Consider the following 25142-nt stretch of genomic DNA (forward strand, 5'->3'; position numbering starts at 1 on the left):
TCCGCTATGAACTGGCGACTCAACGCGGATTGGCGATAGACGTTCCGACGAAGGAGATTGCCCAGTCGACCCGCCCATGGTCTTTTCTCGCTTGGCCGGCACGGAAGTCTCGACCTGGTCGAGCGAATGGGCGCAGCAATGCGAAGTCGAGACGCTGCTCGCCATGCCACCGGCTCGGCGGCTTTGCTTCATCAACGGCTCGGGCAGCCCGGAGGATGGGAGGGACGGAAGGCCGCTCGCCTCCATCCGCGGCCAGGCTGGGGCGGACTCCCTAAAGACAGATCTCGAGCGGATGGAGCAAATCTTGCGCACCCGGACCAACTGATCAGGCCCGCGCAAATCTAGCGCGCGTGAGGCGTTGCCGCGGGGCCAAGCTGGAACACAGCCTGTGCGCCCGCGTTTGCCCGACAGCATAAGGAGCGGGCGATGAAATTGCAGATTTTGGCAGTTGCAGCAGCGTGGGCTCTCGTCACAACAGCTCCCGCGTGGGCTCAAACGCCTTCGCATTCGCAGGAGAACACCGGTCCAGGCTCTGGCTCGACCGGGCAAGCGCCGCAACAAGGTACAGGTAGCGGCTCGTCACAGGTTGCTCCTGACGCGAACAAGCGATCCGCTCCGCAAGGACCCGGGACGGATACGAAGCAAAACCGCGAATACGGCCGCGACATCGAGCCGAAGGGGCAGGATCTGACCCAGGGGCAATCAGACAGGACAAAGCCATAACAATCGCAACGACAGGCCCGGCCCCCTGTAGAAGACCGGGCCTTGGATCGCCAAAAGGCGACTGCTTTTTTTCTGCCGTTCCTCGGCCGACATTCGGCAGAGCCATCGAGAGACCGGTACATCCGCGGCGAGCTCGAATGGCAACCTGCCTGTTCGGCCGGCGTCGAACGTAGCTAAACGCGACGCCCTCGGCAGTGGCGATTATGGAGAGGCCTGGCGCTCTTGCGAGCACCAGGCAGCAAATCAGGATAGGCTAGGCGTCGTCAGACGATCGGGCCGCGATAGCGTTCCGCATTTTCGTCGAACCTGCTCCAGCCCTCGTTCCGATATTCGGTGAGCCGCTCCTCGCGGTCGATTGGAACTGCGCGGTCCATGATTGCCTCCGCAGCGGGCGCCTGATCTTCGGAGGCCTTGACCGACACGGCGGAACCACCACGTCGAACGGTCTCGGCGTGGTAATTGGCGCTCTCCTCATCCTCGCCGGCGCTCGTGAACGCCCCGATGATGCCGCCGGTCGCACCGCCCGCGGCAACGCCGGCGGCGGTGGACGCAAGCCAGCCAGCCGCGACGACTGGGCCGATCCCGGGGATCGCGATCAGACCGAGCCCGGCGAGCAGGCCCGCTGCGCCGCCAAGGGCAGCACCGATGCCAGCGCCTTCTCCGGCATTGCTGTTGTCGGTGCTCTCGTGGCGGCCGATCAGGCTGATATTCGCTGCAGGGAACCCAGCAGACTGGAGTTCTTCGACCACGCGGCGAGCGGCATCATAGGTCTCATAGGAGCGTGTGACAGTACGCATGAGAATTCTCCTCCTCTTTTAATCGAGAACCGGCGGTCAGTTGCGGGTGATGTTGCCGCGGTAGTCGACCGAGACGCTGACCTGGGCGCCGGAATGGGTCGCGGTGCCCTTCCAGACCCCGTTGTCGTCCTTTTTCAAGTCGGCGACGTTGGTGTAGCCATTGGCCTCAAGCCGGCTCTTAGCCTGCCCTTCCGTGAAGCTATTGGCCCCTGGTAGGGGCGCATTGGCGTCAGCCGGAGCATTCGGCGAAGGCGTTGGCGCGGTTGTCGACGTCTGCGCGACACCGGCGGTTGATACCAGGGCGCAGAAGATCGACGTGAGGATCACGTTGCGCATCAGAATCTCCTTATATGGCAGATATTTAGCCGAGTGTTACAGATAACGGCAGCAGCGAGGAGAAGTTCCCTATCAGCGCCCGAAGAGTGGCTCGGTCAGATGCGTTCAGGACGCGGAATTTTACAGCAACGACCGAGCGGGAACGCGATGCACTAGTGGCCGTCGAGGTTCAGAGTCACCGTGTAGATCTCAGCGTCAGCCGCATCCTTTACGATAACCGTCAGCGCCATGTGATCGCCATTGGGCAGCTTTTCACGGTTCAACCCCGAAATCAGATCTTTTGCCGCGTTCTTGGCGGCTTGGTCATCGGGCAGATCGGTGCCCTCGTCGTCCATTTCGACATGCTCGCCATCGCGCGTGTGAAAGTAGTACCGGGGCATGCCTGTCAAATTCGGCTAGCCGTCTGGTGTTCCCGGCTTCCGTCTTACTTTTTCGATCCGGTTTCCCGCAGGTGCAGGTAATCGGGATCGAATTCCGCCAGTTTGCACAGGCCATCCCAGTCAAGAACGGTCAGCTTGTTTGACCGCACGCGCACCAACCCAGCCTGCCTGATCTCTCGCAGCTTCTTGTTCATATGAACGGTGGACAGACCAAGCGCGTCGGCGATTTCCGGCTGTGTCAACGGCAGCTCGCAGGCCTTGCCGTCCGAGAGGCCAATCGCGGTCATTTTCGTGATGAACTCGCAGAACAGATGAGCGATCCGGCTCGGCGCCGAACGCCGGCCGATTCCAACCATCCATTCCCGGTAGATTGAAGCCTCCACGAGGGTCTCCCGCCAAAATGCTTCGGCGATCCGGTAATAAGAGCGGGTTAGGGATCGCACGGCCTCGTGAGGGATGAAGCCGACGACCGCAGGAGTGAGCGTTCCGAGATTGTGGTCCATCTGCTCGACGAGGAGCGAGTGGATGTCAGGAATATCTCCCGGGAGGTGCAGGGAGAGGATTTGGCGTTGCCCGTCGCCCACGATTTTGTAACGGCAAACTAGGCCTTCGGCGACGAGGCAGCAGTTCTTGGTCCGCTCTCCCTCGCTGACGATGTCATGGCCGGCCTCGACCTGCTTGAGGATCAGCGGCAGCCGAAGCAGCTGACCCCGCTCCCCGGACTGCAAGGGCGAGTTGGTTTCGAGCTTGCGAACGAGCCTCTCCAGATATTGATCCTTGTCCATCGGCTCTCGATTTTACGGGTTGGGGTCTACCGTATCAGCCATGGCGTCCTTTTTCGCCTGCGGCAGCAGCGTCATCACGAGGATGAAGGACGCAAGCAGAAGGCAGACGCTGTTTGTAACGATCAAAGGCCACTCGCCGAGCCCGATCCCATAGAGCGTCCAAAGTGCGAAGCCCGCCACCGTGAAGCTGTACATCACGGGTGAGATCGAGCCGGTGTCGCGGCTTTTGACGATGCGCCAGGCCTGCGGCACGAAACTGGCCATCGAGCAAAGCGCGGCAGCCGAACCCGCGATCGTGATCCAGTTCACGGTCCGCCCGCCGATCGAGCGTGCAGGCACAGTAGCCCCGGCGTTCTCGCATATCCCGGCGCGGGCGCTGGGAAGCCTTCGTTCACCAATATCTCTGGCATTTGCATAAAATCCCTCAGAACGCGGAACGATCCGCCCGATGCGAAATTTCTTCGCGACCAGCAAGGGACTATTCGATGCGTTGTGGCGTTCCGTTGGAATTCTGGATCGTCTTGGTGCTGGCGCTCAATCTGGCGTTGGCGCTCGCGATCAGCCTGTAGAACGATGCTGGCGGCCGTTCGTTCTCGGAGCATCTTCTGGTCTCTACTCGGGCTTTTCGTCGAATGTAATGGACGCCAGCGTGCCGATTGGCTGGGTTTGATATTGGAGACGTGAGCCCAGGCCCTTCGACATTGCAGCGATGATCTTGGTGCCGAGCCCGCTACCCTTTACCGCCCCGTCACCAGCCCAGCCGATGCCGTCATCCGCGACGCTCAGCGTGATCTGGTTGGATGAAGCCCGCACAATGCTGACCCGCACCTCGCCTTCCCCAACCGGGTAGGCGTATTTCAGGGCGTTGGTGACCAGCTCCGTCGCGATCATGCCGACAGAGACGGCGCGATCAGTCTTGATCGAGACGGGCTCGGCGTCGAGCTTGACGATGGGCGTCCTGCCCGAGGCCGTGATGGAGTTGCCCAATTCGCCGACGAGAGTTTCCAGATAGGCCGCAAGGTCGACCCGCTGGACATCGGTCGAGGTGTAGAGGCTGCGGTGCAGATTCGCGATGGCCGTGATGCGTGCTTGCGTTTCGGCCAGTGCCGCTTTTGCGCCAGGCTCCGTCACGGCGCCGGCCTGCATCCGGACCAGCGAGCCGACAAGCGCCAGACTGTTGGCGACGCGATGATTGACTTCGGCCAGCAACATCTCGGCCCGGTCCTTCGCCTGCCGAACCTGCTGCTCCGCCTCTTCCTTCGCCCGCATCAGGCGGGCGCGTTCGACGGCCTGTTCGAGCGCGGCGATCAGCAGAACTTCAAAGTCATCGCCGATCGCCTTCACGACATAATCGACGGCGCCCGCCTTGAGGGCCTGGACCGCGATGGACAGCTCGGTCGAGGCCGTGACGTAGACGACCGGAGGCGCTTGCTCACGTGCTCTCAGGTCCTCGAGGACGGCGAGGCCCGAAGTCGTGCCGAGATCATGATCGAGAATAACCACGTCGATATCGCCAACCGCCAAACGAGCCAGCCCAGCTTCCGCAGTCGTGACGTGATCAACCTCATAGCCACGGCGGCCGAGAATGCGTTGGACGAGCCGCCCCAGCGCCACGTCATCGTCGATATAGAGCGCCTTGATGATGCGGTTGGGCATTACCGTGTCGCCGCCAGCTGCATCATTCGGTTTCCGGAACCTGCATCACCGAGAAGAACAATCCCAGCTGCTTGATGGCATTGGCAAAGCCTTCGTAGTCGACGGGCTTGGTGATGTAGACGTTCGCGCCCAGATCGTAGCAACGCTGGATTTCACGGCTGTCGTCGGTGGTGGTGAGGACGATGACCGGCGAGCGGCGGGTATGCTGGTTCGCCTTGACCTTCTCCAGGATGTCGACCCCGGCCATGTCGGGCAGATTCAGATCGAGCAAGATGAGCAGCTGCCGGCGGGAGCTGGCCTCTCCGGATCCGTCCGCACCGAAGAGGAACGCCAGGGCGTCCGTACCGTTCTGAAATGCGATGATCTCGTTGTTGACCCCCGCCCGGCGGATGTTCTTTTCGATGAGGCGGGCATGACCTTCGTCATCCTCGATCATCACGATCGAAACCGGCTTTCCATTGCTCAAGTGGCGGCACTCCGCTGAACCGCGCTGAGATCAGGCGGCAACAAGATCGAGAAGGTCGTGCCAGCGTCCAGTTCGGAGCTGACGGTGATGTCGCCGCCGAGGTTGCGGACGATCGTGCGGACATGCGCCAGCCCGATGCCTTCGCCCGGCTTGTCCTGCGCGCCCGATCGGCGGAAAAGCTCAAAAATCCGTTCGTGGTCGGTGGGTGCAATGCCGCGGCCATTGTCTTCGACGTTGATTACCACCCAGCCCGATCTCTCCCGCTTCGCGCGCATGACTACTTTGAGCTCGCGCTTGGGCGACCGGTACTTGATCGCATTGTCCAGAAGGTTGCCGAGAACCTGTTCCATCGACAACCGATCGCTGCGGATCTTGAGCGGCGGGCTATCCACGGTGATGCCGTCACCGTTTTCCGTCGCCTGATGGTGCACAGCCGCGGCCGCAGCCTCGAGCGCGGCGGGAAGATCGATCGCCTCGGCGCGGAGAGCGCGCTTGCCCTCCCGTGAGATTTTCAAGATGGCGTTGATCAACCCGTCCATCTTGCGCGTCGACGAGCGAATGAATCCGATCGCTTCGGGCAGGTCGACATCGACCGCCGCACGAGCCTCCGCGAGCGCCACCGGGGTAGCGGTTTCGCCGGCCTCGAAATAGGCCCTGATCGGCGCAGCCGTCGCTTCGAGCTCGCTCGTGAAGCCCATGATGTTCACGAGCGGGGCCCGCAGGTCGTGGGTCACGATGTAGGCGAAGCGCTGGATTTCCTCATTGGCCCGCGTGAGCGCTTCGGTGCGCTGCTGCACGCGCTCCTCGAGCCCGCTGTTGAGAGCGGCAACTTCGGTCCGGGCCAGGATGATCTCGCGCGTGTATCGCGCGATCGTCCAGAATGCCGCAGCCGCGAAGGCTATGATGACCAGCGCGCCGAGCACGATGGTCCAGCGCAGCCGGGCCGATGCAGTCTCCTGACCGGCAATCGCCTGCTGCAGGCGTTGCTCGGATTGCCCGATGACCTTGCCGAGCCCGGCGCGAACCTCGTCCATCAGATCGCGACCTGAACCCTGACGAACAGCAGCGATTGCATCCTCCCAGGCGCCGCGCTGCGCCAAGGCGACGGTCTGCGCCAACTCGCCGAGCTTGCTGCGCAACGCACTTTCCAGGCGCGCGACCTCCGTCTGCGCCAGCTCTGCAGCCCCGGCGGAGGCTTTCAGGCGCTGCAGCGCCGGCTCGAACTTGGCCAACGCATCGGTGTAAGGGCCGAGATAGGCAGCATCCCGCGACAGAAGAAAGCCGCGTTGGCCGGTTTCGGCGTCCTGCGCGAGCGACAAAAGATCAGCAGTCGCGCTGCGCGTTTCCCGGACGGCCACCACCTCGTCGAACTGGCGCTCCGAGGCCCAGGTCAGCCAGAAGGCTGCTACGACGATGATCAACAGCGCAATCGCCCCACCCGCGAGCAACAGGAGGTTCGATCGAAGGAACTGCGCGGGAGAAATTGGCATCAACAAGTCTCTGCGGGCCGGCCTCCATGGCTGGAGCCCCGCAGTGGCGCAATAGCAAATGACAGAGTTCCAAAAATATATAGCCCCCGCCGGGGCGATTGCGCTGCGAGACGGCAGCGGTAATGTTCGCGCTCTTCTGACAAGGAGGCAGGAATGGCGACTGGTACAGTCAAATGGTTCAACACGACGAAAGGCTTCGGCTTCATCCAACCGGATGGCGGGGGGCAGGACGTGTTCGTCCACATCAGCGCAGTGCAGCGCGCCGGCCTGCGGGAGCTGCACGACGGCCAGAAGATTTCCTACGAGGTCGTTGCCGACAAGCGGTCCGGCAAGTCGTCAGCGGAAAATCTCAAGGCCGAGTAGGCATCTGCCCGGCTTGCGGCCTACGCCAACAGCCCGCCGCTAGGTCGCCATCTCAAAACGGGGAATGACCAGCCTCCGCTCCGGTTGCAACGCAATCGGAGGGAAACGCCATGGCCAAGCGACCGGAAGCCCTAACCACCTTTGCTGCCGGCGCCAAGAACGCTGGCAAGAAGCCAAAGAATATCGGCCCCGAAGCGACGCCGAGACCAAGCCCATCCCAACCGACCCAAAAAGAAGAATGAAGCCGCGCGAAAGGTGCTGCGGGAAGGCGTGCTCCACAAGGATCAGGATGCTGATGAAGCAATCAATGCCCTGCCTGATCGGACGCGAATCAAGAAGGCGTGACGCGGAACGCTCTCGAGGTTCGGTCAGCTCCGAGCCTTGCTGCGGCTGCTTCGTCGAGCCGAGGTTGAAGCCGCTTTCCGCGGAGCTGAACGCCGGCGCTTTGGCGTGACGTCCTTGGCGCGGCGCGCTCGCGTTTCGATGTTGAGGCGATAAAGGCCGTAGCCGATTGCTCCAACGATGAGTATCGGTGCGGGCAGCTTCGCCGCGAGGAGCGTCAACGGAACGGACATTCCCTCAGGGATGTCGCCGCGCTCGGCATCGCGCGCAATCCAGGCGGTCGCGACGCTACTTAGAATAGTCTTGATCATGTCTTGCGCCCGGTATTCGGCGTTACAGCGGTGAATGCAGGTGGCTGTTCAATCGAGCCTCACATTGGCTGTCTTGTCCGCATAGTCTTTCTTGGGATCTGAGCCGAACAGCAGCTTGATGCCCGCAATCAGGCTCCACTCGTTCTCCCAGATTTCTGCCTGGTGCGGATCGAAGCGAAGCAGCGCCAGCTTGGGATCATCCTTCCCGTCCTCATACCACGCCGCGACGAAGCGATTCCACAGCCGGTCGATGACCGCGCGATCATTGTCGAGCGCCAGTGTGCCGTTGATCCTGGCGAAAAGGTCATGCCCTTTATCGGCGAATGACATGAAAGCGTTCTCGCTTCCAGCAAGCGCCTGCACCAGCTCGGTGTCTGTCGCAGAGAAGATCCACAGCGGCCCGTGATCGGCATCGCCGTCGATCTGTACCGTCATCGGTCGCATCAGATTGTCGCTCGATCTTTCGAGGCCGAGCATGACGGTCATGTCGGAGCGAAGCGCCTTCCAGAGTTTGGCTTCAAGCTCGTTTGGTGTCGGCATGACGGGCTCCCGTTGTGACGTTTGCCGGACAACCCGTGGGCCGAGCGCGAGGTTCCGCGTTGGCGAACGCTACGCCGCCCTCCACTGCTTGCATCTGAAAACGGCGATTTGGAACGGCGCGCCCCCGCGCAAGTTCTTGTCGAAGGGTCATTCTCGGGAGTGAGTGCGATGGCTGACAATCCTCTTCCACCTCGGCAGGCCAAGAAGGTTGCTGCGATTGCCGAATCGATACTGGGGGCAATGGCGGTGACGCTGTTTGTCGGCGTCAACCTCTATCACGCTGATACGCAGAAAGAGCGTCAGTCGGGACAGGTCGATCCGAGAGACGCTCCCAAGAGCCCGACCGATCTCCAGGTCGCGCCCGTCAAGCCGACCCAGCAGAATTGAGTTGGGCAGGGTGTCAAATTGGCTGGAACTCTCATCTCAGCTCCTCGTTGCCCTTCAAGGCAAGGAGGTCATCATGAACAAGCAGCCCCCGATCCCGCCAGCGAACCGAAGCGACAAGGGCCCCGACGAGCCAGGTCATCAGGCCAGGGATCCGCACAAGGCCGAGCCGAACGAACGGCCATCAAACGCCGCGTCACAAGGCCAGCAGGGAAACACCAAAATCAACACCACCCGCCAGGGGCATCAGCAGGATCGCTAGCCCGTCTGCGCGCGCTGCCGATCAGTTTGAACAGTACCAATTTTCGAGGGACCAAAAACCTTCGGGCGCGCGCATTTGGGCCAGTGAAGCGCATGATCGGTGAGAAGCGTGCCAGATGTTTGAGGGCTTTGATCTCGACGTGATGGAGTTGAGCGAAGCCACATTACGCGTGCGGCATGGCGGCAAGGGTGACCCCTTGCTGCTCTTGCACGGCCGCCCGCGTACCCACGCAACTTGGCATCGGGTCGCACCATTGCTGGCGACTGATTTCCATGTCGTCTGTCCCGACCTGCGAGGGTTCGGGCAATCCTCGCATCCTCCAGAAATGCCGCAGCATGCCGGTTCGTCGAAGCGCGCAAAGGCGCGAGACTGTCTCGAGTTGATGGCACGGCTCGGTTTCGAGCGTTTCCATGTTGCAGGCCATGATCGGGGCTCTTACACGGCCTTTCGACTGGCGATGGATCACCCCGAGGTGGTGCAGCGACTGGCCGTGATGGATGGCGTGCCGATCCTCGAGGCCCTGGAGCGCTGCACTGAAAAGTTCGCACATCTCTGGTGGCACTGGTTCTTCTTCTGCCAGCCGGACAAGCCTGAGCAAGCGATCCTGGCCAATCCACTTGCGTGGTATGGTGGTGATCCCGCGGCGATGGGATCTGAAAACTACACGGATTTCCTCGCGGCCATTCAGGATCCGGATACGGTCCATGGGATGCTAGAGGACTATCGCGCTGGGCCGGCGATAGATCGATTTCACGACGAAACCGACCGCCAGCAGGGTCGAACTTTGCAATGCCCGCTGCTCTGCCTGTGGTCCGAGCGCGATGATCTGCCAGACCTTTATGGGAATGTACTGGACGTCTGGCGACCATGGGCGCCGGATCGTCGAGGTCACTCGATAGCCAGCGGCCACCACATGGCGGAAGAGGCGCCAGAGGCTGTCGCGCGGGCGCTTCGGATTTTTTTCACTGAGCGATGAAAAGCGACGGCGGAATAGAGAACCGGTCGCCTCCTACTGGGTTGTCGGTCAGCGGCTTGGAGGGCGCGATGAGCCATCATTCTTCGGTACTGGTCAGCCACGTCCTCCCGCTCAGCCACCGCGCTCCCCCGAGCGGCAAGACATTGAGGGAGCGCTTTCTGCTACGGATGAGCGAAGGCGACATGCTCGAAGCGCTCGCCCGCCTTTCTGGCCGCAGCACGAGTTCCGTCGCTTGGCTACTCCTGCAGGACATGATCGTACCTGGTGGGTTGCTACGGGCGGCGATCGAGCTGGACCGAGAAAACCAGGTGGGGCTTTCTCGGAGCGGCACGCCTCTCGTCGCGCCAGATCGGCTGATTGATAAACTGTCCTGACGTCACTGCCGCTGGCGTTGATCTTAGAGCCCGTCGCTCCAGTGTTCGAGCATCGGCCCGTCGCGGCCGGATACGGGATCGTTCGCTGGCCTTCCCAACCTGCTGATGGCAGCCCGGATCGCCACGCTTGGAGCATCGCGCAGAATGTCCCCGCTCTGCCCCGGGGGATAGGCGCCGACGACCAGGAAATCGCTGCTGGCACTGAGCCGGCGATGGCCCGTACCGACCGGTAGCAGGATGACATCTCCCGAGCGGACGCCAAGCTCTCGGCCGCCTTCACCGCCCAGCACCAGCTCGGCCGATCCCTTGGCAATGCCCAGGGCCTCGTGTCCTTTCGAGTGGTAGTGATGAAAGTCGTAGATTCCGTTCCGCCACGCCGGTGGCCAACCGTTTTCTTCAAAGCGCCGCTCGATCGCGCTGGCGAGGTCGGCCGGCTCCGGCGGGAAGGCATGTCGATAGACGAGAGCCGGAAAGCGCGGGTTGTTCGGGATCGGTCCGCGCTCCTCGAAGGGCAGGACGAGTATCGTCGGCACCGTCATCGATCACGTTCCAATCAATCCGAGCGAGGGCCGCTCGGGTCTCGATCACGGCCATAACCGTTTCCGGGATTGGCATCGCCATCCCCCGACAGCACGACAGGATTAGCGCTCGTAATGCCTCCAGGATTGGGCTTTGCCTGAGAGAGCGCGAATTGCCCTTCTGCACCCTGCTTCGCCGGTTTGCGGGCTTTCACCTCAGCTTCCTGCTCAGGGCTCAATGGATTGCCGTGTCCGTCGCGCATGATGAGCTCCCTTGACTACGGTTCAGCGCGGCCCCCAGAGAGCGGTCAGGTCCAGTTCCTCGTCACGGTGCTTGCCGCCAAGCTGCGCTGCCATCCAAGCTGCCGCTGCGCCGACCAGCAACGCCGCTGCGGTAAGGAAGGCCGAGAGAACGCCGATTTTGCGGGCGCGTTCTGCGGCCTGCTTGGCGGTTTCCTTAGCCTGATTGAGGCGGGCGAAGGCGTCGTCGATACGCTTCTCCGCTTCGGGCTGTGCGATGTTCATCCGCGCCGCTATACGGCTCGCGATATAAGAGCGATCCGCCTGATCGAGCTGACCGCTGGCGAGGCTCCGCAACAGGATGCGAGAGGCCTCGTCGCGCTCGGCCTGTGTGACGGGCTGGGTACCAGTCGAACGGGTCAATGTGTCCGCGGCGGTCGCGAGCGGATCGGGCTGTTGACTGAGGGCCGCCCCAGCAGCGGTTGTAGCGGCAGCGGCTCCGCTGGCGGCTGTTCTGGCCAGGCCAGCGACGGAAGACGCCGCGAGGCCTGCGATGAGCAGCGCCCCTACGGCCCAGACGACCAGACCGTGCGAGCCGTCGCGCACATGGCGCTCGTGCTGGCTGGCGTCCGCAGCCGGGCGCCGCATCCGCCCTGCCAAATAGCCGCCGGCGGCGGAAGCCGTGACGGTCACCCATAGGGCCCAGAGCGCGCCGGCGATCGCCAGGGTAGTAAGTCCGCTCGAACGCGAGGGTTCGAACGAGACCAGCGAGAGCCCGATCGCCGAGCCAAAGGTGGTCAGTAGTGTGGTGATGGCGGCGGAAAGAGCCGCACCGCCGAAGATTGCGCTCCATTCGAGATAGGAGCCGGAAGGTGGTGCGGATTGGGTTGGAGCAACAACGACGACGTCGGAGGTTTCGGTTGCCATGGGACGCTCCTATCGCAGGCCGAAGAAGGAGAGGATCGCCATGACCACGACCACGAGGCCAACCAGATAAATGATGTCGTCCATTGCTGTTCTCCGGGCGGCGCGACTGGCGGTACTGGCGGGAGAACTACGAAAGGGTCAGTCAGTTCCGCATTGGATCAGATAGAGCTGCTCATCAGCGCGCTACATCACCAGGCTCCGTTCGAGAGATGCGCCCCGGCCCGCTCCATTGCGCCAGGCCGGGACAGCGCTCTTCAACCCACTGTCTACGCCGCTCAATTTTTGACGATCTTCGGGAGTCGGAATCGCTGGCCTGCTGCCTCTGGGGCCAAGCGGCGGTCCAGACGGGTTCTTCACCGCGGAGACCCTTCTCGCCGTCGTCGCGATTCTAGCCCACATGCTGATCCAGCGGCGGTTGAACCAGAATTGTGCAAAGTCGGAGCGGCATTTTCTGTTCCGAACTGCCAAGCGCTTGATGCGCCCGGCCTGCTCGCCGTCGACTGGGCAGCCGCTGCGGCCTGCTTGCTCAACGCTTGTCGTTAAAGCGAGCTTTCTCACGGCCGCGCCATTTCCGCACGCCTTCAGCTTGCCTCCGTTCGTTCAATAAACTCGCGCATGAGGACAACTGCGGGCTCGGCGTGCGTTTCGAGCAGAAAATGACTGCCGTCTAGGATGTGCGCCTCCATCCTAGGCAGGTCTTCCAGCCAGGACACCGTCTCGGCGAGCGCGAAATATGGTTCGTGCCGTCCCCACAACATTAGAGCCGGCGGCTGCCAACTCCTGAGGTAGTTGCCGATGTCGTCGAAGCAGGCGACCACATTGGCATAATCGGCGATCAGCGACCGCTGCATCGCCATGCGGCCGGGCAGGTTCATCACCCGCCAATCCTCTATCCAGGGCTCGCCCTTGATCCTTGCGGCGACCTCTTCGGGTAACCCGCCGGTGTACTGCTCGCGGGTGAATTCTAAGCTCAGATGCGAAGTCGCCTTTGCCTCGTTCTCTTCTGTTGGATTCGCCCAGAACTCGAACGTCGCCTCCCAGAGCGGACCGAAGCCCGAGCGATGGGCGTTAGCATTCTGAATGACGAGGCCAGCAACTTGATCGGGAGAACGCATGGCGATGTCGAGGCCGACGGGCGCTCCCCAATCATGCAGATAGATGAAGCGACGGCCGATCGCGAGATAGTCCAGAAGCTCCTGGATCGCAGCACCGAACGCATTGAAAGACGGCACATGCAAGGGAGCAGACCGGCCGTAGCCGGGCAAATCGGGTGCGATCACGTAGGCAATGCGCGCCAACCCGGGGATGATGCCCGCGAATGTGCGCGACGAGCTCGGAAAGCCGTGCAGGAGCAGCAGCGCGGGCTTGGACGCATCGCCCGCAGTGACGAAAGATAAATCGGTGCCGCCGGCAAGTCGCAGTTGCTGCTGCCTTGGTGACGTCATACCAGAACTCCTTGCGTTGGCACCAGAACGCGCGGAGCTAGCTTCGGTTGCGAACAGAATGTGTGGGCAACCAAATCGTGCGGTCACAGGCGCGAGGGTTCATCTGGGGCATTGGAACGAGCGATGGGTTGCCACGGAACTCCGAGATACTGCACGGCGTTTGCGAGGCAGATTTCCCACGAAGGGGCCTCGCGCTCGTGCTTGAACATCTCCGACTTCGTGCTGGCTTAATTGGCTGTTTCCTCGCCTTGTCGATTGGAAACGCGCAAGCCCTGACCGTTGACGAGGTCAACAACGCTGGCCCTCCCGTTACATCGAAACGCAAGCTGGTCCGGCCAAGCGCATCGATCGTGAAGACACAGGTCCTGCTAGCGCGCCAAGGCATCTCGCCCGGCGAGATCGACGGCAAGGACGGTGACAACTATCGAAAAGCGGTCGTCCAGTTCCGCCGCCGCGAAAATCTCGGCGCTGGCGACAACGTCGACGCCGCGACATGGCAAGCGTTGAGTGGCGGCGCCAGCTTGGACATCGTCTCGGAATACAGCGTGACCCGAGAGGATACGCGATACGCCTTCTCGAGGCGGATTCCTCGCGATTATGCCCACCAGGCGCGCATGAAGCGCCTCGGCTACAAGACGCCCAGCGAAATGTTGGCCGAGCGATTCCATATGAGCGAGGAACTGCTAAAGGCGCTCAATCCGCGCGCCCGCTATCGCAAACGCGGCGAAACGCTCGATGTCGTCTCAGTGGGACGAACGCGTCCATCCCTGGAAGCAAAGCTGGTTGAAGCTGACAAGACACTTGGGATGGTGCGCGCTCTCGACGTCGCGGGAAAGGTGATCGCCAGCTTTCCAGCAACCATAGGCAGCGACGACAGCCCCTCGCCGGACGGCGAGCATCAAGTCGTTCGCGTGGTGGAGAACCCCACCTACCACTATGATCCGGTCAAGAATTTCCTGCAGGGCAAGAACAAGCGCCGGCTTGTGCTGCCGAAGGGCCCGAACAATCCGGTCGGTACGATCTGGATCGAGCTCTCGAAGCCGACCTTCGGCATCCACGGCACGCCGGAGCCGTCTCGGATCAGCAAAGCCTCTTCGCATGGTTGCATCCGGCTTACGAATTGGGACGCCGAGGAATTGGCGCAGATGGTGGGGCCCGGAACCATCGTTCGCTTCGTCGAATAGTGTCGTCCCAGCCGCCGCGATAAGCTGGGCGCCGATCGGGCATCGATGCCCGCAGTGGTAGATCGGTATGGCCCACCGTGACCATGAGCAGAACGACGTCGAGATCCGCGCGGATGACGAAGGCTCAGGCGCTATCGTCTCCTTCCCCTTCGACGTCGACCTTGTCGAGCGCTTTCGATCGGCTTTTCCGAGAGCTCGGTGGAGCGAGCGACTTGAAGCGTGGCGACTGCCGGGTGAAACGGCGGTACGGCGGGCAACCCGCTGGTTGGATCGGGAGCTTCCTGCCGATTTCAGTCGCGCCGACGAACGAGGTCGCGACTCCTTTTCGTTCGAGCCAATCGTCAGCCCTTATCTGACCGTCGCCGACGAGCTCGTCATTTGCACGCCCTATTCACGAACTGTCGTGGAAGAATTGCGCGCGGTGCCATGGGCCTGGTGGAATGGCGAGGAGAAGGCTTGGCAGGTTCCATTCCGATCGGTCGATGAGCTGCGCAAGCGATGGCCGGCAATCGAGGCGGCTGCGAAGCGCAACGAGCCGGAAGCCCGAAAACAAAGATACGAAGCAGCGAAAGCCGAGCCAGGATATGAGCAGGCTAAGCTCGCAATCAGCGAACGGCGGCGCCATCGCTATCCCGTTCCGGCCGCCGCGCTGCCACCGTTGGACGGGGTGCTTATGTCGCACGACGGGCCGCTGGTCATCATTGAGATTACGGGCGAAGTCGTTCCAGACGAAACGGCGCAGCGGCACTATGCGTGGAGCTCGCCTCAGCATGATCTAGTCTGGGCGATATGGCGACGACCCACCTTCGATGAACTTGTCAAAACATGGCCTGCCAAACGCCCGCCAACATCGAGCGACCTTGTCCGAGGCTGGTGGCAGCCGACCCCTGAGGAGCTTCGCCCTGCCCGAAAAGCCGCCCGCTCGCGGACGAAGAAAGGGCTGGCAAGGAACGTCTAGAATGACCGGAGTGAGCTCAAAGCAGATTAAGTTGGGCAGAGCGGGCGACCAGGAACAAGCCAGCGCCCATATCCAACCGCGAAAAACAAGTTGTGAACTCCCAAAGCGAGCAACCGCGACATGTCCCGTCTTTGTCCCGTCCCGGTCATGGGCAGATAGCGGTTAGCGGGACGGGACAAACCCTTAGGGTTGTCCCGGCTGTCCCGCTCCCGATGCCGGGACAGAATAGTTCTAGAATGCCCTGCTGGCATCTCGGAACGCTGGGGCTAGTCGCATCACCTTCCCAGACCGGTGCCGAAGTCAACCACTAACGCAATTAGAGTTTTCCCACGCCTGCGCGTAAGCGCGCGCGGCTAGCGCAGGAAGATAACGGGCAGGAGAATACCCATGCCCAGCACAACGACGATGGCGACCCTGATAAGGACGCCTGCGGCACCCGAACTTACAAACATATCAGCCTCCCCGCTGCGGCCATAAACGCGCCAAAGCGAGACTGGTTCTGAACGCTCGAATCGTCCGGCGATGTCAAACAGCCTCACGGGCCACGCATAATATCTCTTAATTGTCAATGGCGTTTGACAAACGAATTTAGGATTCGCCAGTATGGGCGAAGCTTGCTGGCGGGTTCGCCAAGAGCGCCGCTGCAGCCCTACTGCCCTTTTCTTCCATTCGCCGCCTGCGCCCGCCTGCCGGGCCGTGGTGCGGCCATCAATAAGTAGACGCCAGCAAATGGCGCGCTTCTTCCAATGGGGAACTCATGATTTCAAACGTACTTACATCTATGCCCTTTCGCGCGCCTATCGACTCAGACGACGCTGCCGGCCGTCGCGCCATCCTCGAGCTCCTGCGAGCTGCCGATAATGACAATCCCGCTCCACCTCGCGCGGACCCGGCTGATGACCGTGCCGCGCTACTGGCACCCGAGTTCGCCCCGCGGTTGATCTGGAAGTGGCTTCGTGCCGCTTCAGAGTCCAGCGGGCTGGCGTCGACCTGGTACGCCGCCGCCGCCGGCGACGCCGACATGCCACAAGAAGCTGAGGCTTCGATCGAACGACTATGGTCAGAAGATTGCTTGGTGCAGGCTGCGCACAGCGGCGTGGACTACTGCGAGCGCCACGGCCGGATTGTGCCATACGCGGGAATATTCGGCTCACTTGTTTACAGTAGCACGGGGCGATCTATTCGGGTTGGCGTGTTGGTCCTGGCTGACGATCTGCGGAACTACACCGCCAACGACAACCACGACGAGGCGGAAGAAACCGAAGACGTGCAGGAGTTGGACGGCGTTCTCAACTACCGCGGAACGTATGGACCGCCCGGCAACATTGGCTGTGATAGCGGCTACAACTCTCGGGTCCGGGCAGGCTCGATTATCGGCATCCGGCACCGCGACAAGGACGGCAACGTGGTAACACTAACCAGATCGCGGAAAAAAGACGGAGCCTATCGCGATCGGAAAACCGCACCGCCCTTGCCCGACAAGCCGCTGGCTGGTGAAGACGTGCTCGACGCACGCCAGCGCATCACCCGGCTCATCGCTATCCTAGATCCGCAGATCGTCGCGGTTCTGGATTTCTCAATCGACGCTCCATCCTTCGCAAGCATTGGAGAGCATCTCGGCAAGTCAGGCGACTACGCCAAACGTGCCGGTAGGAACGCTCTGATAAAGGCTTGTGCTGAATTGGACGCTGCATTGCAAAAAGAAAAATACAAATACGCGGCTTGAGAGTCACTTTCTGCTGAGTTGCGCGCCTAATCACTAGGAGGGAAGCGTTTCCCTCCCGGCAGCCCCCATGACTGCAGCGCCCTGGCTTCGGCCGGGGCATTTTTCTTCAACCTTCTATTTCTGGTTATAAATCAATGGCTTATTCTAATCCGCTCGCCGCAGCGGGCGCATCCGGCCGGTTGGCAATCGCAAGCACGCTGGCTACTATTTCCATGCTGCCGGGTTGGGCCGTTATGCCCGCCCCAAGGCTGGTACGAACGCGATCTATACGCCGTGGACGTCTCGCGCCGGGTTTGTAATGGCGGTCAATCTTCGCTCCGTTACAGTGGAGGACGAGAAGGTTGAGCGTTGCCTCGGATGAAAGAAAAGCGACCATGGTTACCGTGGTATAGCTCGACGAGATGGCAACGTATCAGAAAAGCTCAACTAGCAGCGGAACCGCTATGCCAACTTTGCCTCGAGATCGACGTCGTTACGGAAGCCAACACGGTAGACCACGTGATACCCCATAGGGGCAACGAGCAACTATTTTGGTCAGGGCCTTTCAATTCGCTCTGCGCCTCATGTCACTCAAGGCATAAGCAACGCCAAGAGCACGGGCGAACGATCGTTCGTTTTGATGCATCAGGCTGGCCCAGGTGACCCCCCGGGGGGCATCTCCATCTTGGCCGCCCTCTCCTACCCGCAACGGTGCCATCCCAACGCGCACATGCGTCGTGCCCCGGTTCAAATAAAAATCTGGAGAAACCCTTGCTCAACAAGGATCCACCGGCATTCAATGTACCAAAGCATCTTCGAAAAGATACACAAGCATGGATAAAATCGCTCATATCTGAGTTTGAGCTCGAAGAACATCACTTCAAATTGCTAGTTTCTGCTGCCGAAAGTTGGGATCGCATCTGTGCTGCCCGTGAGGTCATTGACGCGCAAGGCATGACCTATACTGACCGGTTCGGGCAGCCGAAGGCGCGACCGGAGATTGCCATAGAGCGCGATAATAAGGTCGTCTTCGCGCGGCTCCTACGAGAATTGGCGCTGGACGGTGACGATAGTCCTGAGGCTCCGCGCATGGCGCGAACCGCAGACTACGGAAGGCGCCGCTGATGCCAGTTCGTAGACGCAAATCCAAAGCCCGCCCCAGCGACGTACAAGCTTGGGCCGGCTATTTCATGTCAGGCTGCGACTTCTTCGATGAGTTGGCGGCGATTGGGCTCACTGAGGAAACCGCCGAGCCGCTTGCAGAGGCGGTCTGGCACGAGATTGGCGACCAGGTCTTCGCCTATTATGAAGAGCTATACCGCGGCTACTCGCCGCCCGCTCGGCCGTATTGGGCCGAGGAAGCGTTCGGTGCCCCCGGAGCGCTGCGGAAGCGCCGCCGTTAGCTACTCACCAACGCCCGCTGCCGGTTTGTCTTGCGGCGGCACCTCGGGCCTGTCGGCTTCGCCGGCGTCCTTATCGGAGTTGGGGTCGATCGAAATGCCGCTGACAGAATCCTTGTCCGGCGTGCCTTGGATCGATTTTACTTTCTGCGCCTCTTCGGGGCTCAGCTTGTTTCCAGAACCGTCCCGCATGGTGACCTCCTGTTCCCCCAAATGAGGAACGGGCCGCCTCGACAACGGTTCCGACGGCCCGCTGTGGGTCCCGCGAATGGACCTTCCAATAGCAAGGACCAAAATTGTCAGTAGTAAATATCGTGTGCGATTCCGATGAAGCTCACATGTACACAGACGCAGGATTGTTCACCAACGATGGCACGGTCTCAGCTATCCTTAGCAAGGCATACTGCCTTCCTCACCTCTGCGCTGTGATCTCTTCGCGAGGTTCCTGCTATTTCGCGAACCAACTCATTCTGGCCATCAACCACTCGTTCTCAACTTTCGAGGGCTTGATCGGCGGACTGTCTGCGGTTTTTCGCACGCAGTATGAAACGCACGAGAGCACCATCGCCCTAGCCGGCGCCTCTTTCGAGCTCTGGCTTGCTGGTTGGTCGCATGTACGGAAAGCTCCAGAAAGCTACGCCATCGCTAGCCACGGACTGACCGTTCATCACCATGGCGTCAGCGCAGCCCCGTGGGAAATTACCCGCCTCAACAATCGATCAATTGTGCCTCGTGACGCAAAATTCGACCGCCGACTCGCAGCTTATTCGATCGAGACGCCGGAAGAGCTGGGCATCGCTGTCGCCGAGTGCCAGCGGCAACTTCGCGGCACAACACCGCACGGAGTCGAAATTACCGGTTTGGCCGGCTTCATTCAACATAGCACCGTCAACCGCGACGGCATCTCGACAAGAATATTGAAGCGCTTTCCTGACGAAGTCGGAAAGCACGTAGCCCCCTCTCCAGAAATTATCGTATAGGTTTCAAGAAGTGTTTTTCTCAAATTTGCATTTACAACTCCCCACCAACCACGCGATGTCGATCGAATTCGGCTCTGGCGCGGTTTGGACGATCGATAACAGCGTTGTGAGTACGGCCAAGGTGGCCGACAACGCGATCACCGATGCAAAGATCGCCAGCAATGCTGTGACGACTACGAAGGTCGCAGACGACGCAATAACGCCGGCCAAGATCGGTGACGCGGAGCTCAAGGCTCTCGCTGGTCTGACAAGCGCGGCGGACAAGCTTCCATATTTCACCGGCAGCGGCACCGCGGCTCTTGCTGATCTGTCTTCATTCATTCGCACGCTACTCGATGATGCGAATGCAGCCGCAGCCCGTGCGACGATCTCGGCGCCGCCAACGCCGACCACATCAGCGATTGTTGGACAACTGGCCGCGATTGCAGGTGCCTCAGGCGCTTCGCTAGTTCTTCCGTCTGGCGGCACCTGGGCCTGGTGGCGAATTCCGCGCGATGTGGCGACGGGTGGCTTCGCTGGCGGCTTCGCCGCTGGCGTCGACGCCGGAGGCACGACGATCTCAGTCGGAGGTGCAGGCGTCATCTTCTACGGAGTCTGCTGGAGGATCGCATGATGGAACTGCAAAGCCGCCGGCAGGACGGGACATTCGTAACAACCTTCAACGGCTATCCCTACCACGTCACCACTGACGATCCGATGTATGACGCGGCCCTTGCGGAGGCTGCTATCCTCGGCGACGGCCTGCCGTTCGACGAGCCGCCTGCGGCGGCACCGGTGACGCTAGACGACTATCGCCGGGCGATCCAAGCCCATGTGGACGCAAGCGCCAACGAGCGCGGCTACGATTCCGGTAGCTCCTGCGCCTCATATTTCAGATCGACGAACTCGCGATGGGCTGGCGAGGCCACCGCCTTCATCGCCTGGCGCGACGCAGTGTGGGCTTTTGCCTATACGGAGCTCGTCAAAGTCGAAGACGGCCAGCGAGAACGGCCCAGCGTTGCCGGCATTCTCGCCGAGCTGCCGTCGCTGGCCTGGCCTCATTAGCCAAGCGTTCGCTTCACAACATCCCAGCCGCCCCTCGGGCGGCTTTTTCTTTGAATGGAAAACATGGCAACTGATACCGAGCAATTATCGCTCGTCTTAGACGTGACCGCCAAGCGCTTCGAGAATGCGATGCGCCGTCAGTCGGCGCAATTTGATCGCATCACCAAAAGCATTGAAGATCGGGCTTCGGCGATGGAAGACGCCGTCGGCGCTTCCTTCGACAAATTAGCTAAGATTGTTGGTGGTGCCGCTGTATTGAACGAGCTGAAGAAGCTCGCGGACACCTGGCAGGAAGCAACAAACAAGATCAAGTCTGCCGGCGTCGGGGAGGCGATGGCCGGTGCGGTCTCAAACGAGATCGCCGATATTGCGTCGCGTTCTCGCACTGGTTTCGCGGAGGTCGCCGACCTTTACGCGCGACTGACGCGCACGGGCAAGGACTTTGGGGCAACGCAGGGCGAGATCGCCCTTGCGACCGAGACCGTGTCCAAGGCCCTGAAGGTCTCTGGCGCGTCCGCGGCTGAAACGCAGTCGACGCTAGTGCAGTTAGGCCAGGCGCTGGGTTCGGGCCGTCTGCAGGGCGACGAGCTTCGCTCATTGCTTGAGAACGCCCCGGTGGTGGCGCAGGCCATCGCCAAGGAATTCGGCGTCGCCATTGGGCAGCTGAAGGATTTGGGCGCCGAAGGCAAGCTGACCAGCGACCGCGTGTTCCGCGCTATCGTCAACGCCGCGCCGGAGGTGGGCGCCGCGTTTGCCAAAACCAGCGCGTCGATTTCCGACAGCTTCACGATGCTGCAGACCGCAGCGCTGAAGTTTGTTGGCAATAGCCAGCAAATGGGCATTGCCGCGGCTGCGGCGTCTTCGTCCATCCAGTTCCTGGCAAAGAATATCGACGGAGTCGCCACTGCGGCGGCTGCGGTTGGAGCAGTCATTGCGGCCAGGTTGGTTTCGCAGGGGCTGGCGCCAATGGTGGCGCAGATTGGAGCCACCGTTACGGCGTCCGCTGCGGCTAGCGCCGGGATCGCGGCTATCGGCGTACGTGCTCAGTTGGCGGCTACATCCGTGGCGGCGCTGCGCGGTGCTTTGGCGCTGGTTGGCGGCCCGGTGGGCGCTGCCATTCTCGGTACCGCCGCCGTGGTCGCATACCTCGCGACAGAAGCGAGCAAGGGCAAAGAAACGACCGACCGCTATGCCGAAGCGTTAAAGGCGCTCCGGCCGCCCGCTGATGACGCTAAGGCCGCGATCAAGGGGGTGGGCGATCAGGTCGCCGAAACCTCCGACAGGATGAACAAGGCCGTTACCGACGGCTACAATCGCAAGCTTCAGGATGACGCGCGGGCTGCGCGTGATCTTGAAACGACCATTCGAAGCGCGGCGCAGGGGCTCGAGCAGTACGGCTCGGCCGGGTTGAAGGCTGAAGACAAGAAGCGCGGGTTGGACCTCGTCAAGCAGGGCATGGAGGGCAATGCCCAACAGGCCATCGCGGCGGCGGATGAGCTTCGCAAGCTTGGCGAGACGAACATCAGTTTCGCCAGCGCGTTCGGCTCGATTGCCGCGATGCTTACGCAGCTCGCCGCGGTTCGGCAGGCAGCGGTGGCGACGAAGGCCGCACTGGCCGGATTTGCGGCCAGCAGCAAGCTGCAGGACGAGCAGTCAGCGCTAAACCGATCGGGTTTCGTGGTCGACACCGGCAAGCTGCCGGATCCCGCTGCCGAAGTGGCGCGCGATCCCGTAACGGCCGCCTTGAAGCTGCAGGGGAAGGTGCGCCTCGCCCAGATGGATGAGGACAAGCGTAAGCTGCAGGAGAAGACCGATGAGCTCTGGAAGGCGGCGATGGAGGGCGGCTCGCCAGTATCCCGAGCCGCGGCCGAAAACGCCGCAAAAGCCATTCTGGCAGCCGAGGCCGCCCAAAAGGGCGCCGGCAAGGGCGGTGGCGGGAAAACTGAGTCTGAAACCGCTGAAGACCGCCTGAATCGCTATACGGACAGCTTGGCCCGCCAAAATCTCGTTCTGAAGGCTGAAATTGATAATTTTGGCAAGTCGAACGCTGAAAAACGAGCTGCTATTGAGCTAGCCAAGGCTGGAGTTGATCTAAATCGCCTTGATGCTGATACGCGCGAAGAAATTCTCGGTAAGCTCAACAAGGAAATTCAACTTTCCGAGCAGCTTCGCACCAAAAAGAAAGAGCTTGAGGACGCACAAAAGTCCTACAACGACGCCTCAAAATTCTTCGGAGACGCAATCACAGACAGTCTCGAGGAGCTGATTATCAACGGCGGCAAGGCCGAGGATGTTCTCAAGAACCTAGTCAAGCAATTGGCAAAGGCCGCTCTGCAGGCCGCGTTGATGGGCTCCGGCCCGCTGGCCGGAATATTTGGGACGGCCAGCGGCACGAGCGCGCCTGGCGGCATCATTGGAAATCTGAACTGGAGAGCTGCGTGAGCGCGGTTGCTATTTTCTTGGAGTCGGACGCTGCTTGGCTGGCAACAGACGGGCTTACGTATCGATACGGCGAAGGACGGGTTGAGACGATTCAGCAAAAGGCCTACCCCCTCGTCCACCTTTCGTGCGCCGTCACTGTACGAGGCCCGCAGGCCTACGCGCATCAGCTCATACCGGTGTTGAACTCGCGCTTTGCGTCCTTTGACGATCTGGTCGCCGGGCTTCCCCTGGCGGCGTGGGCTATCCATGAGGAAATCAAGGACGAGCTAGGCGAGCGATATGGCAACCCTCACGTCGAGGTCTACGTGGTCGGCTGGTCGCACGGCCGCGGCCAGGCCGAAGGGTATGCGCTCGCCAGTCATGCAGCGTGGGGCGAGCCCTGGCACCGGCTGGAGGCCGACCGGTTCGCCTGCGCTCCCGGCGTTGTGGCGTCGAACGAAAGCGACATTGCTGCCGCTGCAGTCGATGTCGTGCAGCGGCAGCGTCTCGAGCGGGACGAGTACGGCCACTGTGGAGTCGGCGGGTTTCTTCAGCTCACGCAGGTGACCCCTGAGGCGGTACACAGCGCGATCGTACATAGGTGGGCGGACGACGTCGGTGAAACGTCAGGGATGACTGCGTAAAGGCTCCATCGGCCCGACTGCGGATGGCCGGGCCGATGGAATTCTGTTAGGCGGCGCCGGCAATCGGGCTAACGGCGACCAACTCAGCGAGCTTGGCTGCGATTTCTGCCATCGACTCTTCAGCGGTGCTTAGCCCGCTGCGCGAACCAAGTAGCGGGCTCACGTCGCGAAGAGCCTCGTACGTCGTGTTGTGCACAATAGGGACGAGCCGATCACGCGCTAGCAATGCCGACAGCTCTTTGTCGGCAATGCCCTCCGCTGGCAGGCGGCGCAACAGCGCGGGTGTAACGAGCACGATCCCCACCCGCGAATTAGCTAGGCCTTTGTCGATCGCTCGCATCAAAGGCACACCGAGGCCAACGTCCTTCTCGCTGAACCACACCTTGACGCCCGCCGACTCCAGCAAATCGTGCAGTTGTTTGGCCGCGCCTTGGCGGTCATCCCACGCGTGGCAAAGAAAGACGTCGCGAAGGTCGAGGGTAGCCTGCCTCTCTACATTCTCGCGGATTGGCGTGAGCGTTTGGACCTGTGCGGGCGTATAGAGGATCGTCGATCCGGACCGTGACCATCTCGGCTTCAGAGTTCGGCCAGACCCGCCGCCGCTTCGTCCGCCACCACTGATTGCCGACGAGTAGGATGGGGGCGAATAAGAATAAGACGGCGGTGAGTAGGAGTAGCCGCGTGAGCGGCCCCAACCGCCGCGGCACGCCGGGCAGTTCGCTGCCGCGCTAGATGAGCGATGCCCCCTTGACGGTGCAGTGCACTGAGCCATTTTCAAAGTCCCGTTGAAGCGTGGTTCCAGCAGACTGAATGCCTAAGGACACTCTGGGAGCGACAGAAGATTGTCGTTCCACTTGCCGTCAGCGTAAGTACGCAGGTACTTCCCATTCGGCCCGTTCACAACGCCGATATTGCCGCGATTTCCCTGGACCAAGGTGTAAAAGGTATTCTCTTTCCGCTCGATCCAATCGATCACCGCTTGCCTTGTCCACTTGCCTGTGGAATTTCCAAGGTGCGTGATGCCCTCGTGCGGGTCATTACGCGGAATTTTGTTAATACACGTCACTTGAACATCAGCCATTTGATATCCCCATCCATGCCGCTGCGGAAGATGATCACGCTGAGGTTGCGCTGTCTAGCCTAGCGTCGCGCATGGGGCGAGTTACTGACACCTTTTGTTCACGTTGAAGCGTGACTTGAGGTCAGCCACCGCGCAATCGCCTTGGCAAGGTCTTCGGCCTCCTCGGGTGACCACAACTGAGCCACGTCGCGCCGAAGTGGATTTGGATCGCAGGGCAGTTGCAGCGATCGTCCGGCGGCATCGCGTATAATAACCGCCGACACGTCGCCCATGACGCCGCGGAAGCGATAAACGCGAAGTGGGAACCGGAGCTGCATCGCTCCATGTTCCTGATATGTTCTAATTTGTCGAGTCTGCTTTCCGCCGGTTCACGGGTTCGAGCTCGCGCCTACCGGCGCCGCGGCGATGTG

At 61.3% G+C, this 25142-nt stretch carries 36 protein-coding genes; 18 read left to right on the plus strand and 18 right to left on the minus strand.

The genetic code is table 11. The features are described from left to right. Nucleotides 1–76 precede the first annotated feature (76 nt). On the plus strand, nt 77–325 hold the full coding sequence (locus ACWIGM_RS05180) for a DUF7696 family protein (RefSeq protein ID WP_454024838.1): 249 nt from the start codon (nt 77–79) through the stop codon (nt 323–325). A 661-nt stretch (nt 326–986) separates the two neighbouring features. Here the strand turns inward: ACWIGM_RS05180 and ACWIGM_RS05185 are convergent. The 8 genes from ACWIGM_RS05185 to ACWIGM_RS05220 all read right to left on the minus strand — a co-directional run bounded on the left by ACWIGM_RS05185 (nt 987) and on the right by ACWIGM_RS05220 (nt 6633). Next, the gene (locus tag ACWIGM_RS05185; protein ID WP_454024839.1) at nt 987–1520 is read right to left on the minus strand and encodes a hypothetical protein; all 534 of its coding nucleotides are present in this window, start codon (nt 1518–1520) and stop codon (nt 987–989) included. 36 nt (nt 1521–1556) lie between these two features. Next, nucleotides 1557–1856, minus strand: coding sequence for a PepSY domain-containing protein (locus tag ACWIGM_RS05190; protein WP_454024840.1), 300 nt, complete (start codon nt 1854–1856; stop codon nt 1557–1559). A 152-nt stretch (nt 1857–2008) separates the two neighbouring features. Further along, nucleotides 2009–2236: a DUF6894 family protein gene (locus tag ACWIGM_RS05195; RefSeq protein WP_454024841.1), complete on the minus strand. Its 228-nt coding sequence runs from the start codon at nt 2234–2236 to the stop codon at nt 2009–2011. Between the two features lie 44 nt (nt 2237–2280). Next, the gene (locus ACWIGM_RS05200; protein ID WP_454024842.1) at nt 2281–3021 is read right to left on the minus strand and encodes a Crp/Fnr family transcriptional regulator; all 741 of its coding nucleotides are present in this window, start codon (nt 3019–3021) and stop codon (nt 2281–2283) included. Between the two features lie 12 nt (nt 3022–3033). Continuing rightward, nucleotides 3034–3495, minus strand: coding sequence for a SemiSWEET family sugar transporter (locus tag ACWIGM_RS05205; RefSeq protein ID WP_454024843.1), 462 nt, complete (start codon nt 3493–3495; stop codon nt 3034–3036). A gap of 138 nt (nt 3496–3633) precedes the next feature. After that, nucleotides 3634–4677: a sensor histidine kinase gene (locus tag ACWIGM_RS05210; RefSeq protein WP_454024844.1), complete on the minus strand. Its 1044-nt coding sequence runs from the start codon at nt 4675–4677 to the stop codon at nt 3634–3636. Nucleotides 4678–4699: 22 nt separating this feature from the next. Next, nucleotides 4700–5113: a response regulator gene (locus tag ACWIGM_RS05215; RefSeq protein ID WP_454025449.1), complete on the minus strand. Its 414-nt coding sequence runs from the start codon at nt 5111–5113 to the stop codon at nt 4700–4702. A 26-nt stretch (nt 5114–5139) separates the two neighbouring features. Next, entirely contained in the window at nt 5140–6633 is a 1494-nt protein-coding gene (locus ACWIGM_RS05220) for a sensor histidine kinase (RefSeq protein ID WP_454024845.1), read from the minus strand. 153 nt (nt 6634–6786) lie between these two features. On the opposite strand from ACWIGM_RS05220, the gene ACWIGM_RS05225 reads away from it, so the two are divergent. Then, nucleotides 6787–6996 carry a cold-shock protein gene (locus tag ACWIGM_RS05225; protein WP_091843677.1) on the plus strand — a complete coding sequence of 70 codons (210 nt, stop codon included), beginning with the start codon at nt 6787–6789 and terminating at the stop codon, nt 6994–6996. A 110-nt stretch (nt 6997–7106) separates the two neighbouring features. Next, on the plus strand, nt 7107–7238 hold the full coding sequence (locus ACWIGM_RS05230) for a hypothetical protein (RefSeq protein WP_454024846.1): 132 nt from the start codon (nt 7107–7109) through the stop codon (nt 7236–7238). A 126-nt stretch (nt 7239–7364) separates the two neighbouring features. Here ACWIGM_RS05230 and ACWIGM_RS05235 read toward each other — a convergent pair whose 3' ends face one another. Both ACWIGM_RS05235 and ACWIGM_RS05240 read right to left on the minus strand, forming a co-directional pair. Further along, a complete protein-coding gene (locus tag ACWIGM_RS05235; RefSeq protein ID WP_454024847.1) occupies nt 7365–7649 on the minus strand; it encodes a hypothetical protein in 285 nt (94 codons plus the stop codon). Between the two features lie 48 nt (nt 7650–7697). After that, nucleotides 7698–8189 carry a pyridoxamine 5'-phosphate oxidase family protein gene (locus ACWIGM_RS05240; protein ID WP_454024848.1) on the minus strand — a complete coding sequence of 164 codons (492 nt, stop codon included), beginning with the start codon at nt 8187–8189 and terminating at the stop codon, nt 7698–7700. A gap of 168 nt (nt 8190–8357) precedes the next feature. Between ACWIGM_RS05240 and ACWIGM_RS05245 the strand changes: the two genes are divergently transcribed. The 4 genes from ACWIGM_RS05245 (at nt 8358) to ACWIGM_RS05260 (ending at nt 10185) form a co-directional block, all read left to right on the plus strand. Beyond that, nucleotides 8358–8576 (plus strand): hypothetical protein, encoded by a 219-nt coding sequence (locus ACWIGM_RS05245; RefSeq protein ID WP_454024849.1) that lies wholly within the window; start codon nt 8358–8360, stop codon nt 8574–8576. A gap of 70 nt (nt 8577–8646) precedes the next feature. Beyond that, nucleotides 8647–8835, plus strand: coding sequence for a hypothetical protein (locus ACWIGM_RS05250; RefSeq protein WP_454025450.1), 189 nt, complete (start codon nt 8647–8649; stop codon nt 8833–8835). Between the two features lie 115 nt (nt 8836–8950). Beyond that, complete coding sequence (locus tag ACWIGM_RS05255; protein WP_454024850.1) at nt 8951–9811, plus strand: alpha/beta fold hydrolase; 861 nt, start codon at nt 8951–8953, stop codon at nt 9809–9811. Between the two features lie 68 nt (nt 9812–9879). Further along, entirely contained in the window at nt 9880–10185 is a 306-nt protein-coding gene (locus tag ACWIGM_RS05260; RefSeq protein ID WP_454024851.1) for a hypothetical protein, read from the plus strand. Between the two features lie 23 nt (nt 10186–10208). Here ACWIGM_RS05260 and ACWIGM_RS05265 read toward each other — a convergent pair whose 3' ends face one another. From ACWIGM_RS05265 to ACWIGM_RS05280, 4 genes are all read right to left on the minus strand, one after another. Further along, nucleotides 10209–10724: a cupin gene (locus ACWIGM_RS05265; protein ID WP_454024852.1), complete on the minus strand. Its 516-nt coding sequence runs from the start codon at nt 10722–10724 to the stop codon at nt 10209–10211. Nucleotides 10725–10738: 14 nt separating this feature from the next. Beyond that, a complete protein-coding gene (locus ACWIGM_RS05270; RefSeq protein ID WP_454024853.1) occupies nt 10739–10966 on the minus strand; it encodes a hypothetical protein in 228 nt (75 codons plus the stop codon). Nucleotides 10967–10988: 22 nt separating this feature from the next. After that, a complete protein-coding gene (locus tag ACWIGM_RS05275; protein ID WP_454024854.1) occupies nt 10989–11870 on the minus strand; it encodes a hypothetical protein in 882 nt (293 codons plus the stop codon). A gap of 581 nt (nt 11871–12451) precedes the next feature. Beyond that, nucleotides 12452–13315: an alpha/beta fold hydrolase gene (locus tag ACWIGM_RS05280; protein WP_454024855.1), complete on the minus strand. Its 864-nt coding sequence runs from the start codon at nt 13313–13315 to the stop codon at nt 12452–12454. Nucleotides 13316–13512: 197 nt separating this feature from the next. On the opposite strand from ACWIGM_RS05280, the gene ACWIGM_RS05285 reads away from it, so the two are divergent. The 6 genes from ACWIGM_RS05285 (at nt 13513) to ACWIGM_RS05310 (ending at nt 18565) form a co-directional block, all read left to right on the plus strand. Beyond that, nucleotides 13513–14499 carry a L,D-transpeptidase family protein gene (locus ACWIGM_RS05285; RefSeq protein ID WP_454024856.1) on the plus strand — a complete coding sequence of 329 codons (987 nt, stop codon included), beginning with the start codon at nt 13513–13515 and terminating at the stop codon, nt 14497–14499. A gap of 67 nt (nt 14500–14566) precedes the next feature. Beyond that, nucleotides 14567–15457, plus strand: coding sequence for a hypothetical protein (locus ACWIGM_RS05290; RefSeq protein WP_454024857.1), 891 nt, complete (start codon nt 14567–14569; stop codon nt 15455–15457). A 937-nt stretch (nt 15458–16394) separates the two neighbouring features. Beyond that, the gene (locus tag ACWIGM_RS05295; protein WP_454024858.1) at nt 16395–17183 is read left to right on the plus strand and encodes a hypothetical protein; all 789 of its coding nucleotides are present in this window, start codon (nt 16395–16397) and stop codon (nt 17181–17183) included. Nucleotides 17184–17540: 357 nt separating this feature from the next. Further along, complete coding sequence (locus ACWIGM_RS05300) at nt 17541–17825, plus strand: HNH endonuclease (RefSeq protein WP_454024859.1); 285 nt, start codon at nt 17541–17543, stop codon at nt 17823–17825. Between the two features lie 108 nt (nt 17826–17933). Then, nucleotides 17934–18287, plus strand: a complete 354-nt coding sequence (locus ACWIGM_RS05305) for a P27 family phage terminase small subunit (protein WP_454024860.1) — start codon at nt 17934–17936, stop codon at nt 18285–18287. Then, on the plus strand, nt 18287–18565 hold the full coding sequence (locus tag ACWIGM_RS05310) for a hypothetical protein (RefSeq protein ID WP_454024861.1): 279 nt from the start codon (nt 18287–18289) through the stop codon (nt 18563–18565). Before ACWIGM_RS05305 ends, ACWIGM_RS05310 begins: the two co-directional genes overlap by 1 nt. Here ACWIGM_RS05310 and ACWIGM_RS05315 read toward each other — a convergent pair whose 3' ends face one another. After that, entirely contained in the window at nt 18566–18754 is a 189-nt protein-coding gene (locus tag ACWIGM_RS05315; RefSeq protein ID WP_454024862.1) for a hypothetical protein, read from the minus strand. A 146-nt stretch (nt 18755–18900) separates the two neighbouring features. Here ACWIGM_RS05315 and ACWIGM_RS05320 point away from each other — a divergent pair, with 146 nt between their 5' ends. From ACWIGM_RS05320 to ACWIGM_RS05340, 5 genes are all read left to right on the plus strand, one after another. Continuing rightward, the gene (locus tag ACWIGM_RS05320) at nt 18901–19542 is read left to right on the plus strand and encodes a hypothetical protein (RefSeq protein WP_454024863.1); all 642 of its coding nucleotides are present in this window, start codon (nt 18901–18903) and stop codon (nt 19540–19542) included. A 55-nt stretch (nt 19543–19597) separates the two neighbouring features. After that, on the plus strand, nt 19598–20155 hold the full coding sequence (locus ACWIGM_RS05325) for a hypothetical protein (protein WP_454024864.1): 558 nt from the start codon (nt 19598–19600) through the stop codon (nt 20153–20155). Further along, the gene (locus tag ACWIGM_RS05330) at nt 20152–20586 is read left to right on the plus strand and encodes a hypothetical protein (protein ID WP_454024865.1); all 435 of its coding nucleotides are present in this window, start codon (nt 20152–20154) and stop codon (nt 20584–20586) included. The genes ACWIGM_RS05325 and ACWIGM_RS05330 overlap by 4 nt, the downstream gene beginning before the upstream one ends. Nucleotides 20587–20649: 63 nt before the next feature. Further along, nucleotides 20650–23028 carry a tape measure protein gene (locus ACWIGM_RS05335; protein ID WP_454024866.1) on the plus strand — a complete coding sequence of 793 codons (2379 nt, stop codon included), beginning with the start codon at nt 20650–20652 and terminating at the stop codon, nt 23026–23028. Continuing rightward, nucleotides 23025–23651: a hypothetical protein gene (locus tag ACWIGM_RS05340; protein WP_454024867.1), complete on the plus strand. Its 627-nt coding sequence runs from the start codon at nt 23025–23027 to the stop codon at nt 23649–23651. The genes ACWIGM_RS05335 and ACWIGM_RS05340 overlap by 4 nt, the downstream gene beginning before the upstream one ends. Before the next feature lie 46 nt (nt 23652–23697). Here the strand turns inward: ACWIGM_RS05340 and ACWIGM_RS05345 are convergent, their stop codons facing one another. The 3 genes from ACWIGM_RS05345 to ACWIGM_RS05355 form a co-directional block, all read right to left on the minus strand. Continuing rightward, nucleotides 23698–24423 carry a toll/interleukin-1 receptor domain-containing protein gene (locus ACWIGM_RS05345; RefSeq protein ID WP_454024868.1) on the minus strand — a complete coding sequence of 242 codons (726 nt, stop codon included), beginning with the start codon at nt 24421–24423 and terminating at the stop codon, nt 23698–23700. Nucleotides 24424–24465: 42 nt separating this feature from the next. Beyond that, nucleotides 24466–24732 carry a DUF3892 domain-containing protein gene (locus ACWIGM_RS05350; RefSeq protein ID WP_454024869.1) on the minus strand — a complete coding sequence of 89 codons (267 nt, stop codon included), beginning with the start codon at nt 24730–24732 and terminating at the stop codon, nt 24466–24468. A gap of 98 nt (nt 24733–24830) precedes the next feature. Continuing rightward, nucleotides 24831–25049 (minus strand): hypothetical protein, encoded by a 219-nt coding sequence (locus tag ACWIGM_RS05355; protein WP_454024870.1) that lies wholly within the window; start codon nt 25047–25049, stop codon nt 24831–24833. Nucleotides 25050–25142 lie beyond the last annotated feature (93 nt).

Source organism: Allobosea sp. NPDC055332 (assembly GCF_053645455.1).

Bases quoted from the DNA above. Each gene is read 5' to 3' on its own strand.
- ACWIGM_RS05180 (WP_454024838.1), top strand. From the start codon at position 77: ATGGTCTTTTCTCGCTTGGCCGGCACGGAAGTCTCGACCTGGTCGAGC.
- ACWIGM_RS05185 (WP_454024839.1), bottom strand. From the start codon at position 1,520: ATGCGTACTGTCACACGCTCCTATGAGACCTATGATGCCGCTCGCCGC.
- ACWIGM_RS05190 (WP_454024840.1), bottom strand. From the start codon at position 1,856: ATGCGCAACGTGATCCTCACGTCGATCTTCTGCGCCCTGGTATCAACC.
- ACWIGM_RS05195 (WP_454024841.1), bottom strand. From the start codon at position 2,236: ATGCCCCGGTACTACTTTCACACGCGCGATGGCGAGCATGTCGAAATG.
- ACWIGM_RS05200 (WP_454024842.1), bottom strand. From the start codon at position 3,021: ATGGACAAGGATCAATATCTGGAGAGGCTCGTTCGCAAGCTCGAAACC.
- ACWIGM_RS05210 (WP_454024844.1), bottom strand. From the start codon at position 4,677: ATGCCCAACCGCATCATCAAGGCGCTCTATATCGACGATGACGTGGCG.
- ACWIGM_RS05215 (WP_454025449.1), bottom strand. From the start codon at position 5,113: ATGATCGAGGATGACGAAGGTCATGCCCGCCTCATCGAAAAGAACATC.
- ACWIGM_RS05220 (WP_454024845.1), bottom strand. From the start codon at position 6,633: ATGCCAATTTCTCCCGCGCAGTTCCTTCGATCGAACCTCCTGTTGCTC.
- ACWIGM_RS05225 (WP_091843677.1), top strand. From the start codon at position 6,787: ATGGCGACTGGTACAGTCAAATGGTTCAACACGACGAAAGGCTTCGGC.
- ACWIGM_RS05230 (WP_454024846.1), top strand. From the start codon at position 7,107: ATGGCCAAGCGACCGGAAGCCCTAACCACCTTTGCTGCCGGCGCCAAG.
- ACWIGM_RS05235 (WP_454024847.1), bottom strand. From the start codon at position 7,649: ATGATCAAGACTATTCTAAGTAGCGTCGCGACCGCCTGGATTGCGCGC.
- ACWIGM_RS05240 (WP_454024848.1), bottom strand. From the start codon at position 8,189: ATGCCGACACCAAACGAGCTTGAAGCCAAACTCTGGAAGGCGCTTCGC.
- ACWIGM_RS05245 (WP_454024849.1), top strand. From the start codon at position 8,358: ATGGCTGACAATCCTCTTCCACCTCGGCAGGCCAAGAAGGTTGCTGCG.
- ACWIGM_RS05255 (WP_454024850.1), top strand. From the start codon at position 8,951: ATGTTTGAGGGCTTTGATCTCGACGTGATGGAGTTGAGCGAAGCCACA.
- ACWIGM_RS05260 (WP_454024851.1), top strand. From the start codon at position 9,880: ATGAGCCATCATTCTTCGGTACTGGTCAGCCACGTCCTCCCGCTCAGC.
- ACWIGM_RS05265 (WP_454024852.1), bottom strand. From the start codon at position 10,724: ATGACGGTGCCGACGATACTCGTCCTGCCCTTCGAGGAGCGCGGACCG.
- ACWIGM_RS05270 (WP_454024853.1), bottom strand. From the start codon at position 10,966: ATGCGCGACGGACACGGCAATCCATTGAGCCCTGAGCAGGAAGCTGAG.
- ACWIGM_RS05275 (WP_454024854.1), bottom strand. From the start codon at position 11,870: ATGGCAACCGAAACCTCCGACGTCGTCGTTGTTGCTCCAACCCAATCC.
- ACWIGM_RS05280 (WP_454024855.1), bottom strand. From the start codon at position 13,315: ATGACGTCACCAAGGCAGCAGCAACTGCGACTTGCCGGCGGCACCGAT.
- ACWIGM_RS05290 (WP_454024857.1), top strand. From the start codon at position 14,567: ATGGCCCACCGTGACCATGAGCAGAACGACGTCGAGATCCGCGCGGAT.
- ACWIGM_RS05300 (WP_454024859.1), top strand. From the start codon at position 17,541: ATGAAAGAAAAGCGACCATGGTTACCGTGGTATAGCTCGACGAGATGG.
- ACWIGM_RS05310 (WP_454024861.1), top strand. From the start codon at position 18,287: ATGCCAGTTCGTAGACGCAAATCCAAAGCCCGCCCCAGCGACGTACAA.
- ACWIGM_RS05315 (WP_454024862.1), bottom strand. From the start codon at position 18,754: ATGCGGGACGGTTCTGGAAACAAGCTGAGCCCCGAAGAGGCGCAGAAA.
- ACWIGM_RS05320 (WP_454024863.1), top strand. From the start codon at position 18,901: ATGTACACAGACGCAGGATTGTTCACCAACGATGGCACGGTCTCAGCT.
- ACWIGM_RS05325 (WP_454024864.1), top strand. From the start codon at position 19,598: ATGTCGATCGAATTCGGCTCTGGCGCGGTTTGGACGATCGATAACAGC.
- ACWIGM_RS05330 (WP_454024865.1), top strand. From the start codon at position 20,152: ATGATGGAACTGCAAAGCCGCCGGCAGGACGGGACATTCGTAACAACC.
- ACWIGM_RS05335 (WP_454024866.1), top strand. From the start codon at position 20,650: ATGGCAACTGATACCGAGCAATTATCGCTCGTCTTAGACGTGACCGCC.
- ACWIGM_RS05345 (WP_454024868.1), bottom strand. From the start codon at position 24,423: ATGGCTCAGTGCACTGCACCGTCAAGGGGGCATCGCTCATCTAGCGCG.
- ACWIGM_RS05350 (WP_454024869.1), bottom strand. From the start codon at position 24,732: ATGGCTGATGTTCAAGTGACGTGTATTAACAAAATTCCGCGTAATGAC.
- ACWIGM_RS05355 (WP_454024870.1), bottom strand. From the start codon at position 25,049: ATGCAGCTCCGGTTCCCACTTCGCGTTTATCGCTTCCGCGGCGTCATG.